This is a genomic window from Bradyrhizobium sp. SEMIA, from assembly GCF_014844175.1.
Lineage (GTDB): Bacteria > Pseudomonadota > Alphaproteobacteria > Rhizobiales > Xanthobacteraceae > Bradyrhizobium > Bradyrhizobium arachidis.
Window position 1 is genome coordinate 6,388,847 of record NZ_CP046601.1, and the last position, 12,614, is coordinate 6,401,460.

General features: G+C 57.5%; 9 protein-coding genes. All 9 read left to right on the forward strand.

Annotated elements, in window-relative coordinates:
* The first annotated feature begins 403 nt into the window (after positions 1 to 403).
* The 9 genes from nodD1 to FOM02_RS30970 all read left to right on the forward strand — a co-directional run bounded on the left by nodD1 (position 404) and on the right by FOM02_RS30970 (position 12,320).
* On the forward strand, positions 404 to 1,348 hold the full coding sequence (gene nodD1, locus FOM02_RS30930) for a transcriptional regulator NodD1 (protein ID WP_027562754.1): 945 nt from the start codon (positions 404 to 406) through the stop codon (positions 1,346 to 1,348).
* 633 nt (positions 1,349 to 1,981) lie between these two features.
* Positions 1,982 to 2,974 carry a transcriptional regulator NodD2 gene (nodD2, locus tag FOM02_RS30935; RefSeq protein ID WP_265440464.1) on the forward strand — a complete coding sequence of 331 codons (993 nt, stop codon included), beginning with the start codon at positions 1,982 to 1,984 and terminating at the stop codon, positions 2,972 to 2,974.
* A 366-nt stretch (positions 2,975 to 3,340) separates the two neighbouring features.
* Positions 3,341 to 3,754 (forward strand): hypothetical protein, encoded by a 414-nt coding sequence (locus tag FOM02_RS30940; RefSeq protein ID WP_265440465.1) that lies wholly within the window; start codon positions 3,341 to 3,343, stop codon positions 3,752 to 3,754.
* Positions 3,755 to 3,865: 111 nt separating this feature from the next.
* Positions 3,866 to 4,435: a MerR family transcriptional regulator gene (locus FOM02_RS30945; RefSeq protein ID WP_265440466.1), complete on the forward strand. Its 570-nt coding sequence runs from the start codon at positions 3,866 to 3,868 to the stop codon at positions 4,433 to 4,435.
* Between the two features lie 456 nt (positions 4,436 to 4,891).
* Positions 4,892 to 6,001 carry a branched-chain amino acid ABC transporter substrate-binding protein gene (locus FOM02_RS30950; RefSeq protein ID WP_265440467.1) on the forward strand — a complete coding sequence of 370 codons (1,110 nt, stop codon included), beginning with the start codon at positions 4,892 to 4,894 and terminating at the stop codon, positions 5,999 to 6,001.
* Positions 6,002 to 6,475: 474 nt separating this feature from the next.
* Positions 6,476 to 7,507, forward strand: coding sequence for an LLM class flavin-dependent oxidoreductase (locus FOM02_RS30955; RefSeq protein WP_027562758.1), 1,032 nt, complete (start codon positions 6,476 to 6,478; stop codon positions 7,505 to 7,507).
* A gap of 1,943 nt (positions 7,508 to 9,450) precedes the next feature.
* A complete protein-coding gene (locus FOM02_RS30960; RefSeq protein ID WP_265440468.1) occupies positions 9,451 to 9,828 on the forward strand; it encodes a NolY in 378 nt (125 codons plus the stop codon).
* Between the two features lie 689 nt (positions 9,829 to 10,517).
* Positions 10,518 to 10,745: a hypothetical protein gene (locus tag FOM02_RS30965; RefSeq protein ID WP_027562761.1), complete on the forward strand. Its 228-nt coding sequence runs from the start codon at positions 10,518 to 10,520 to the stop codon at positions 10,743 to 10,745.
* Between the two features lie 849 nt (positions 10,746 to 11,594).
* Positions 11,595 to 12,320, forward strand: coding sequence for an outer membrane protein (locus FOM02_RS30970; RefSeq protein WP_027562763.1), 726 nt, complete (start codon positions 11,595 to 11,597; stop codon positions 12,318 to 12,320).
* The last annotated feature ends 294 nt before the right edge of the window (positions 12,321 to 12,614 follow it).

Below are 12,614 nucleotides of genomic sequence, written 5' to 3' on the forward strand. Positions count from 1 at the left end.
GCCTGAATGACTGGGCATCCGCAATCTGCGCCTGCCGCTATTTCCCGACACTAGAACGCGGCTGAACGCGCTCTCAAGTGTACGCGGGTAAACCTGCAATATGGAAACGGATGAAACACGCATACCAAGGTTTATGGAGATCTGCCTGGCGTCTCGATCGAGCGACTTTCGCATCGAGACGAAGCGACGCGGCGCGCACGGCGCGCCCATGGCCGCCCTCGAAGCGGATGCGCCGGCTGCTCGCACGTCCAGGAGCTTTTCTCTGAGCCAGCGTGAGCGAGCAGCAGCCATCGTGGTATGCCTGATTAATTTTGCAAACTGATGTTTGCTATCCAACGTCCAGCAATTTGGTAAAATCGATTGTTCCGATGGAACTCATCCACACGATGGATAGACTTACAACATGCGGTTCAAGGGACTTGATCTAAACCTTCTCGTTGCGCTTGATGCTCTGATGACGGAGCGCAACCTCACAGCGGCGGCGCGCAAAATTCACCTGAGCCAGCCCGCTATGAGCGCTGCGATCGCCCGGCTGCGCACCTATTTCCGCGATGAACTGTTCACCATGAGAGGTCGCGAGCTCGTCCTGACACCTGGCGCGGAGGCGCTTGCAGGTCCGGTGCGCGAGGCTCTGCTGCATATCCAACTCTCGATCATATCGCGGGACGCGTTCGACCCTACTCAGTCGAGCCGACGCTTCAGGTTCATCCTCTCCGATTTTATGACGATCGTCTTTCTTCGGAAAATTGTGGACCGTATTGCGCAGGAAGCTCCCGCGGTGCGCTTCGAATTGCTGCCATTTTCCGATGAACCCGATGAGCTGCTCCGCCGGGGCGAGGTGGACTTTCTCATTCTGCCGGAGCTGTTCATGTCGAGCGCGCATCCTAAGGCGATGCTGTTTGACGAGACCCTCGTATGCGTCGGATGCCGCGAGAACAAGCAGCTATCGCGGCAGCTGACATTCGAGAAATACATTTCGATGGGGCACGTTACGGCGAAGTTCGGACGGGCGCTCAGACCAAACATCGAAGAGTGGTTCTTGCTTGAGCACGGCGTCAAGAGACGCATTGAGATCGTTGTGCAGGGCTTTAGCCTGATTCCGCCCATATTGTTAGACACAGGCCGTATCGGCACAATGCCCTTGCGACTCGCCAAACATTTCGAAAAGCGGATGCCACTGCGGATCGTCGAACCGCCGATCCCCCTGCCGACATTCACCGAGGCTGTGCAGTGGCCTGCGTTCCACAATACCGATCCGGCGAGCATTTGGATGCGGCGGATATTGCTGGAGGAAGCATCCAACATCGCATCTGGGCATCTGGAGCCTCCAACTCGCAGGCGCTGCTAGGCTCACCGTAAGCCACTCTCGGCAAGTCCCAAATACGCCAACAATCCTTCGACCTACTCGGCCGCTTTCGTCACTTCAACGTCTCTGAGGCCAAGCTGCCAGCGGCGGGCGATCGGCTGCGAAGACTTGCCGTGTCGTGAGCGTGGTGACCTCGCAGATGAGGCGCTTGCACCGCAAACAGGCGACGCCCGGCACTATCGCGGCACAACACGCCCCCTCCAGTAAAATAATGTTTGGCTTGCCGCATAAAATCGCTTGAACCGCACACTGCGTCAGGTTGTAGGTTGGCCGCCGTGATGAAAGCTGGCCTAGGCGGCTCTCGACTGGACGCTGTGGCGAACTGACAGCACTGGCCGGACATTGGGTTGATCTGCCATTACCCAACCGGCCGGGTCCTGTCGCCTGGGTCGCCGGAACCGGCGACACCGATCACCTTTGGGACTTCTGACGGCTTCCGGCCGCTGCTGGTCGGCCTACCGCTTTGCTCTCCATCGTTGCGGTCATTGCACGAGCGTCTTTTTCGCGGTCGTAGGATGGAAACGATGTCCACACGTGCGAGCCAAGGACCTCTCCAGACGCAGCCGTCATCGCTTGGTGTATGCGCCCAATTACGTTCGTGCCGGATAAGAAGACATGCGTTTCAAAGGTCTGGATCTAAATCTTCTCGTCGCGCTGGATGCTCTAATGACTGAGCGCAACCTCAGCGCAGCGGCCCGCAAGATTAATCTTAGTCAGCCGGCCATGAGCGCAGCCGTTGCCCGGCTGCGATCCTACTTCCGTGACGAGCTGTTTGGGATGAGGGGGCGGGAACTTGTCCCGACCTCACGCGCGGAAGGACTCGCAGCCCCTGTACGCGAGGCTCTAACGCACATCGATCTTTCAATTATCGCGCGGGAGGTGTTCGATCCAGCTCGATTGAACCGGCGATTCAGGATCGGCCTTTCTGATTTTATAACAGTCGTATTCTTCCGAAACGTCGTGGAGCGCGTCGCGCGAGAAGCACCGGCCGTCAGCTTCGAACTGGTCGCGCTCACCGATGAGCACGATGAGCTTCTCCGCCGCGGCGAAGTCGATTTTGTTATCTTGCCGGAATTATTCATGTCCGGCGCGCACCCCAGGGCGCCCCTATTCGAGGAGAGACTCGTCTGCGTAGGCTGCTCCACGAACAGCGAACTACTACGGGGGCTTACATTTGATGGGTATATGTCGATGGGCCACGTTGCGGTTAAGGTCAAAGGCGCGCGCAAGACGCCGGTCGAAGAATCCCTTTTACTCGATTTAGGACTCAATCGGCGCATCGACATTCTCGTGCAGAGCTTCAGCATGATCCCGCCCCTGCTGGTGGGCACCAACCGCATAGGGACGATGCCATTAGGGCTCGTAAAGCATTTCCAAAGAACAATGCCCCTTCGCATTGCGGAGCTCCCGCAGCCATTTCCCGCCTTCACTGAGGCGGTTCAATGGCCCGTGCTTCACAATAGCGACCCGGAAAGCCTGTGGATGCGAGAGATATTGTTGCAGGAAGCTACCCGCATGGCAACTGGGCAAGAGGCCTCCATCATCTGCACTTCGGAACGGGCTGATTCTGCCGGAGATTTCGCACGATCTGCCTCGCCGTTGTCGTAAGGACGTTCGCAAGATCTGCCAGCCTCATATCCCAACGAATGTCTCAACGCATACAGTTTTCGCTCGCCGCGCTCGAATTCATGGTCGCTCTATAAAGATCATCGCAACAGACGGCTATCATGACGACGTTGCGTACGTCTTCCGCACGTTGGCAATAGGCTCGACGTGCGAGCGGCGGGTCAGACTGCTGGCCTGGTTTTAGAGACAGGGACGTACGTTGCACCCGGCCGCCGGGCGCACCTGCTGTCGATACAGTAGAAGCGGCGCTGGGCTGCTCTCGTCAACTCTCCGAATCAGCAGTGGCTCCCAAAGAGCGGAGACGCTTCAGCTTCTTCGGAAGCCGTACCATCACGCACCGTGCGCGTGATGGTCATCGATCATGCACATGACCACGGTCTCTTGCGCCGTCGAGGCAAGCATCGCGCACGCATGTTGCCCTGTCGCATCACATGGGAGCACATCGCATCTTCGTCGCTCCGCGCCGCGGGTCTGACTTCTTTTGGCCCTATCGCAGCCAAACGTCTTGACGACGTGCGCTGCCATGACGCAATGACAAACAAGGAGCTGAACTTGGAGCAATGCAGCGGCGTATTCGATCCGGAAGAGCTTTCCGTCCTGGGACGCCTTTATGATAGTGCGATCACCGCGCTACCCCCATCGATGCGAAGTCCGGAAAATCGCACAGCAATCGCCAAACTCATCCTGGAGCGTACAGCGGCTGGCGAGGCTCAACTGGCATGCCTGACGAACTTGTTGATCACCATTTCCCCTCAGGGTTGATCCCACGCCATTCTGAGGATAGTCACCAGTCTCGCGCTGGAATGGAAGACGATCCAGCTAGAGCTTTGAAATAGCTTGAATCACACGTGACGTCAGGTTGTAGGCTTTGAAATGAACAACATGAGCAAAGCTACACCACGAAGGCGTCGATGGCGCATTGGCGAACTTGCAGAGGCGACCGGAGTAACGGTACGCACGCTGCATCATTATGAACACACCGGGCTCCTAGCAGCTTCAGAGCGTACTGACGGCGGCCACCGGATGTACGACCGCGAAAGTGTGCAACGGGTTCACCAAATTCGAGCGCTACGTGAGCTTGGCTTCTCCCTTGTCGAGATCCGTAAAGCTATGGAGGGCACGACCTCACTTACCGATCTTCTGCGCAAACATTTAGAACGGATAGAACTTCAAGTCGCTCGAGCAACTCTGCTGCGAGATCGCTTGCGCAACATGACCATCGACAGTGATATCCAGGTAAGTGTGGATGAGCTGCCTGCCACCCTCAATGCCATGTCGCGGGTCGAGACGCATAATCAGACGTCCCGATGCACCTGCAAGTTAGCTGCAGATCGCGAGGAGCGGTGGCGGCGGATCCGCGAGACCTGCGTGATTGTATGGATCGAGGCGAGCATCCTTGCGGCGAGCGGGCAAAGGCTGTCGCAGTTGCAGCACGCTTGCTGATCGGCGAAATCGCTGGCGCCGATTCACGCGTTTCGATGATCCTGAAGGTACTTGCACGATTAAGCGCCCCCCGTAGTCTGGCTGGTTGGGATCCCTGCCTCATGCAATATCTTGATCTGGCCCTTGGCGGGTTGGAGGATCAGCCGTACTGACGTCCTCCTGGCCGGCTCCGCACGGCATTGCCGATAGGCGCTCGTCGGCTCTGATGCGGGCCAACAGTTTTATGGACTAAAACCGGACAGTCGTCGTGACCCCGTCAATCCACGCTCCCTGATGCACCGTCGAGGCTCCTTCAAAAGGGCCTTGAAACGCACCTAACGTCAAATTGTAAGTTCTACCGTGGTCGCAATCTGGCGACCAACGCAAGCTTCGCTTTGACAGACAATCTCACCGTGTATACGCGTCTGATCACAGCTGCCGGCGGTTACACCTCAGGTGAACATTGGGAGCTCTACAATGTTAAATCGTTGTGCGCCTGCTGCGAGTGTCGCGCTTCTCTTCTGCGCCCTCGCCTCTGTTGCGCGCGGCTCCGACGTCAATATTGCCGTGGCCGGCCCAATGAGCGGAAGCAGCGCTGCGTTCGGCGCACAAATGCGCGATGGTGCAGCTGCGGCAGTCGAGGCGTTGAACGCTTCTGGCCTACTTCTCGATACCAAGGTGATATTGACTGTCGCCGACGACGCGTGCGACCCGAAGCAAGCTGTCGCAGTCGCGAATAAGCTCACAACAGAGCGGGTCCGGTTGGTCGTTGGCCATTTTTGCTCTTCGGCGTCGATCCCGGCCTCCGAGATCTACGCCGAAGCAGGCATCATTCAGGTGTCACCAGGCTCGTCAAATCCTCAGCTAACAGAACGGGGCCTTGACACCGTCTTTCGGATCTGCGGCCGCGACGACCAACAGGGCATCGTTGCCGCAGAGTATATTCACCGGACCTTCCCTAACGACAAGATCGCAGTGCTCGACGACAAGAGCACCGCAGGCAAGGGTATCGCCGACGTCGTTGAAGCACAGCTTCGGAGATTCGGTGAACAAGTCATTCGGCAAAGCTATGTAGCCGGTGAAAAGGATTACAGGGCGCTGGTCTCAAGGATGAAGAAGGAACGGGTGCGTGTCGCCTATATCGGCGGTTATCATACCGAAATCGGATTGTTCGTACGCCAGGCGTCAGAAGCAAGAGCGGAACTTATGGTCATGGCGAACGATCCTTTGATGACCTCTGAATTCTGGGCCATTACAGGCAGCGCCGGAAATGGCACGTTGTTTACCTTCATGCCGGACCCCGCCAGGAATGCCAATGCGGCCGGCGTGGTGGCCGCACTCAAAGCTTCCAACCTGTCCGCTGAAGGCTACACGCTTTACGCCTATGCGGCCGTGCAAGCATGGGCAGAGGCGGTGAACCGGACCGGTTCTTTCAATGCTGTGCGCGTAGCTAGCGCACTTCGTTCACGGCCGACCGCTACCGTGATTGGCCCAGTCCGGTTCGATAGAAAGGGAGACAATGCGGCTCCTGGCTTTCTGGTTTACCGTTGGCGAGAGGGCCGTGTTGAAACTGTCGAGCAGAACTGATTGGCGTCATCGCCATCTCCCCGAAGCCAAAGCGACACGGATAATGAGACGCGCTCAGATCGGAGAGGCGATACTCGCAAGCTCTCTCATACTTGCAGCCTTCGGAGCGTTTTTCGCATTCGTTGCAGCGCTTGCAGAGCTACCCGACGTCGCCCTGACGGAGACGCTACGTCCGATGATAGACAAATAGTAGCCGTGCCGGGCTGATCTGGCTCGCGAGGCACAGGACCTCTGAAGCGAGTAACGATGCTTCTGGTCGAGCATAACTCGCCTTTGGAGGCGGTTCGCGGACGTCTATCAACGGCGCGGCGACGGCATCTCGCATTCTCGTCACCCGCTCACATGGTGCAAGCCCAGATCCACGCACTCAAAGAAAAACGGCCTGACCGGTCAAAGACGAACGAGACCTCTTTGAGCCGCAAAGGCACGAAGCAACCAGGACCCACCATCTGACCGTAATCGGAGATTGATCGAGTGAAGAGTGGCCTTTCTTCAAGACTAAGGTGCGGCATTTTCGACCATTTGGATGACGACGGCCAAGATGCCGCACGACAATATGAAGATCGTCTCAAGCTGATCGAGGTCTGCGACGCGCTCGGATTCTACGCTTATCACCTGGCCGAACATCACTGCACACCTCATGGCAGAGGGCCCTCGCCGCACCTGTTCCTATCAAGTGTCGCGCAGCGCACCCGGCGATTACGGCTCGGTCCGCTCGTACTGTTGCTCAACCTTTATCATCCATTGCGCGCATTCGAAGAGATCTGCATGCTTGACCAATTGAGCGGCGGCAGGCTCGAGGTCGGGATAGGCCGCGGTTCCCAGCCGATTGAATGGGGCTATTTCGGCATCAGTGCAGACGCTGCACCAAGTCGTTATGCGGAAGCCAGTGAAATCTTGAATATTGCGCTGCAGGGACACACGCTATCTTATCAGGGAGACCACTTCGAGTTGAGCGACGTACCCTTAGCGTTGAGGCCCCATCAACGTCCATATCCGCCCATCTGGATCGCAAGCAATCGGGCAGAGTCGGCGCAGTGGGCCGCGGCAAATGGCGCCAATCTGGCGTGCATAGGCCCCGCCTGCGCTGTCCGGAACGTTACGGACGCCTACCGTTCCCATCGACCCCACGACACGGCCGCACACGGCCGCGAGCCACTTCTCGGGCTGGCCCGCATGGTCGTGATTGCGAAGTCTGATCAGGACGCTCATGCGGCGGCCGAAACTGCGTATCGCCGATGGCTGGAGAGCTTTAAGTTTCTTTACGAGCTTAACGCCATTCCGACGCCGCCCGCCCTTCCGCTGACCTTCGATGCAGCACTTGAGAGCGAATTGTGCGTCGTTGGAACGCCGGCTTCCGTCCGACAGGTCCTTCTCCAGCAGATGGAAGTGGCGGGTGCCAACTACTTGCTTTGCCAGCTTGCATTCGGAAACCTACCGCTGGAGATTTCCCTGTACACCGCAACTGCAATTAAAGCTGAAATTTTCGGTAGCTTCGGCGGATAATGTCTGCGTTGGGGGATCGTATGCGTGGCAAGTATACCGACGCACTGAGGTTATCCGAGGCTGGTAGCCATATTGGTTGTCGTTGCGCCGGGCGCAAAGGCGACCGTCAGCCTCAATGGCGGCGATATCTGACCGCCTCGCGCTCCTATTTTGGGGACAGCTTTGGCTAAGTTGTCTGCGAACCGCTTTATCAACTTATCCGCGGCCGAACGCTCTTCGTCCGCTTTGATCACGCGGACCTTTTCAATGGAGACCTGCGATTGCTCAGGGCTCGTCCTGCATCTGCGGGAGGCCGGAGCTGGTCGGACAGTCCGGACGAGACTCTATGACCCCCCCTTCCTTATGAGGATCGAGGAGTTTCTCTCACCTTCGTGAGATCTGGAGTCCAATTTAGAGGTATTCGCCTGCGCTCGCTGCTGGGACCCTTCTAGGCCGCCGGTCATCAACGAATCAGCAAGCTCGTCTAAGAGGCCCATAAGCTCACTCCACCAAGCCGGCAGGAAACAACTAACTGACCCGCTTTCGATGTAAGAGGTGAGATTACGCCCGTCCGCGATCCACGAACTGGATGCATCCCATCGACACTTTCGATTTTACCAATTTCAGCCAAATACCCATAAGTCGATCGCCGGTTTCCGGAAAGCACATTCCACGGATGTCGTTTGAGAAATGAGCCCATTTTACTTTCAGCATAGTCGCAGGGCGCTTCAAGGTTCTCGTGGCTGCTTCGCCAACGACAGCTATCGATCTTTGGAATCGACGCACGAGCGGCGTAAATGCGGTCAGATCGCTAATCGCAACGTCTGGCGCGTAATCTGTCGCGCTGGCGCCTCCTCCTTTGCAATCATACTAAGGCCCTCCAGGAAGATCGACTCTCACGCACACTGATTGGCCAAGGCAAATGCGTGCGCTGCATAGAATTGGGGCAGGCGAACCGTCCGCTAAACCGGTGCAGGCTGCACTTTTTTCCCTGACCAGGCGGGCAGCGCCGACGATCCGACGCTGTTACGGCCTCCAAACAAAGCAGTGCAGTTGGCTATCTGACCACGCTATTCTCCGGCCAGGACGAGGCACTGATGTCGATCGGTGTGATGCGACCAGCCTCGCGATCTTACTGCCCACCCCTACACGTGGTGTGATCGTGGATTCTCACTCTGCTCGCGTCCTCAGTCTTCGTCGACGGGCGGCTCCCGCACCCATTTCCTACAGCCTGACGCTTCCCTATCTCATTCTATGCGCCGGCCCTCTTCGACCATATCCCGGCGCGGTTATCCCTTCTCTGCAATCCTTACATCGCCACCGGAACGAGGGGTGGACGCGATCTGCCGGTCTTGTCTCTTATCGCGCCCCCCTTCCAGGGGCCGATCCGCCCCCTCGCCGGGCGAGGCATCGCCTGTCAACGAATGCAGAGAGAAACCGCAGACATGTGAAGCGGATGTTAATTCTGGGTTGCCTGGCATGAGCTGGGCCATAAACGTCTGGCATGATGACGAGACCGGTCTGGACCGGCTGACGGCGCGCCTTCAGCAACAGCTTCGTCCAGCGCCGAACGCTCTTTGTGGCACTCTGCCTGGCAAGGCCTCCGGTTACGTCTGGATTGCTATGTCAGGCGACAAGCAATCGTGCAGTAGTTCAAGCCGCAATTCTCGACTTGCCGTCATCGCGGCGTCCCCGCCGGCTGGAGTTACTGCGACTGTCGGCGCTGGATCGGCTCAATGGTCGAATCACATGACAGTTCACAGCGTCCTCTGGTCGATTCCGCCTTTGCGCTCTCTTCGCCGCACATGCCTGCAACCCTATCCCTTCGGCGAGCGCGCGTGCGCACCTTGGCTTGTGCAGCAGCCATTCGTTCATTCGCCGCGTCTGCGGTCTCGCGGCCGGGAAAGCACGACACAACCCTTACTCAGCCTACTTCCTGCATTTAACTAACCGGAGCAAACACCGTGGAACTTGACCCTTCCAATTCACGCTCAGAGGACCTCGAGGATCGCATCGACGTGCAACTCGACCTCGTGGCCGCCCTCGCACGCGAAGAAGGCAACGAGCTCGAAGCGGTCCGACTGCTAAACGCCCTGACAAACCAAATGATCATGGCGGAACTGGAGCTCGGGCAGCTCGGGGATGCCAAAACCGGGGACCCCGCCCGCGACCAGCAAGCGACGCGACTCTCGCGAGACCGTGGCGTTTACTACCCAGAAGACCTTCAAATTTTGGGACGCCTTTTCGATCAGGCCGTGGCGGCATTACCCGAAGTGCTCCGAACTCCCGCTAATCAAATGAAGATCGCGAAACTAATTCTGTCACGTGCAACAGTAGACTGAGATTTCATTTGGGTTTCTCTGTGGTTGATGCCGCTTTTATTGAACGTTTATCGCTGGGCTGACTGCGACGGTCGTACGCGCCAGGAATCGGCGACTGGGTGTTTATGGGCTACCGTCCCGTAAGCGAGCCGGTTCCGCTGGCCTTTCCGAATCACAACTGTTCGCCACCACGCTCAAAAGCGGGAGGCCGCACCGAGAGGAGGCCGCGAAGGGTCGAGCAAAGAACGACGCCCCGCGGACACATGTCAGAAAGCAAACAAGCGGTGGCCGGAAAACGCCACACCCTTCGATGAACACGTCTTAGCTAGAGACTGGGAAAGGAGGGGAACGATCCATTTTCATCGATGTTCGGCTGTACTCGTGATTGGCATGGCCCGATCTTCCGATTGCAGGAAGAAGAGCCTCAATTATCGACCGATACCGAGCAACAAGAGCACTTCGGCAACGAAGCCGCGCGAACAGCGCGAGCTCGTTTCAGCCGCTTCAGAATTATTCGAATGCGCCTGGCAATCCGACACGCCGGGTCATCGGAACTTCAACAAACATCTGTAAATTCATTGAACATCGAGAGCAGCTCGATGTCCGAGCGTACTGCGGCTCTGATGTCTTACTAGCTGGGACAAGCCACAGACGCTCGGTTTGCTTTTGCGAAGGTACTTCCTTGTATCAGGACGGCGTGGAGTGTTGAGATGGATCAGCAGATGCAAGATGCTATCGTGAGCGTCGCATTTGATAAAGCCTGGCGCTTTGTTGAGAAGGATCCGTTGCTGGCGCATAATCGCAAGACGGTCCTCCATAGCCGGTTGTGCACTTTCCTTGAGTCTTCGATAAAGAAGGGCGAACGGAATACGTTGAATCTGGCTAACGAGGCGATACGCAACTTGCGGGCTGAGCTGGCGCGGTCGACCGAGCAATAGGCACCTGCCCCCGTACTGCCACATAAGCTTGGCTTGTTGAGGGTCTTGGGACCCTTATGCGGCGGAAAACACCGGGGCAGAGCGTGGTGGAGCTTCCCCTCCAGTCATCTTCAGCCCGTTGAAGAGGAGCACGTTCGCGACGACTATCGCCTATGCAGCTCTTATGGTGACCCCAGACCAGCCACCTAGAGGCGGGACAGCGCCCTAATATTCGCTGCCGCCAGGAAGAGCCATACCGTTTCCTTTCCTGACTTTTGGCTCGGCACGAGGTCCCGCAAGTTCAAGCAAGAGCCTCGTCAAGCACAGCCGCATCGGCTCCTTGACACCCGTCGATCGACGTCGAGGTTGAGGAACATCGTGCTAAACTTGCGCTAGGTCCTGCGCCAGAGCGGTCCAAGCCTGCGATCGATCATCGCCGTATCACTCACGATTGCAAGCGGCAGCACGATCGTCCTGCCGGGAAGTGAGCCTGATCGCAAGAGACGCGTTCTGGATCAGCGGTCTTCATTTGCCGAACTCTCTGAACGAGCATGCCCGGGACGTGTTGGCGCAGCCTGGCTTTGTCGCTAGTCAGCGAAAGAGAGAGGCAAACAGCTCGTAGCACTGCGTCCCGTCATAGGCCATCATGAACGGATCGTATTCAAACAATCCTCTGCACGAAGCGACCAGTGTCCCGGCCCCAGCATTTCGGTCGAGGCAGCGCATGGCAAGTTGCGCGCTCCACAATCTAACGCGGCGTACGATTGGACCCGTTTCTTTCGAAGACATGTTGTGCGGAAGTTACAGCAATTCGCGTTCATATTGTTAAACGCACGGCGCCGGGGGGCACCGAAAGGAAACAACACTCGAATGAAAAAGATTCTCATTCTGACTGCAAGCATCGGCGCACTCGGTGCCGCCGCTCCCTCATTCGGCACCGACTTGGCGGGGCAACCTGCAAAGGTCAAGGCGGTACCGCTGCCAGCCGCAGCCCCGATCACCGATTGGTCCGGTTACTATATCGGCGTCAATGGTGGCTGGGGAACGAGCCGCAACTGCTGGGATTTCAATGGTGTTACCCCCGAGGGCTGCCATAATTCGACTGGTGGGACCATTGGCGGCCAGATTGGTTATCGTTGGCAAATCTTCAACATGGTCTACGGCATTGAGGGTCAGGGCAACTGGGCCGACTTCAACGGTTCCAATGTCAGCACCGCGTTCCCGGCAGACACCGTTGGCACCACGACAGATGCATTCGGTCTGCTCACGGGCCATATCGGATACGCGTTCAATGCTGTGCTCCTTTATGGCAAGGGCGGCGCTGCGGTGACGAGCAACATCTATCACGTCAACTCGGTGGCGACTGGCGCGGAGATTGGCAAAAACAATGATGTGCGTTGGGGTGGCGTGCTGGGCGCCGGTGCCGAAGTCAGCTTCACGCCAAACTGGTCAGCTGGCGTCGAGTATAACCACTTGTTCATGCAACGCAGTAACATAAGCTTCCCAGCGGCTCTTGGCGCGGATCGCGTGCACCAGGACGTCGATCTCATCACGGCGCGACTCAATTATAAGTTTGGCTCGCCCTTTGCCAAATAGAGACCTCCACGCAGTCACGTGAATCGGAACCCCGACCCCCGGTCGGGGTTCTTTCCTCAGCTGCTCCTCACCCTGCCGGCCCCAATCAGTTCCGAAGCACCAGGTGCGCGCTCGTCTGAGTAATGGAATCCAGAGGCCAGTTGGAGTGTGGCCGAGAAGCCGCCAACACACTGGAGGAACAGGTCAGTCGATTCGAGAATTCATCGATCTCGTGAAAGTCCCACAACCTCACGCAGCGTGAGATAACGGACTTGCTCCAAGGCGTGTTGCGAGCTCGCCGAAGGTGCCATGCAC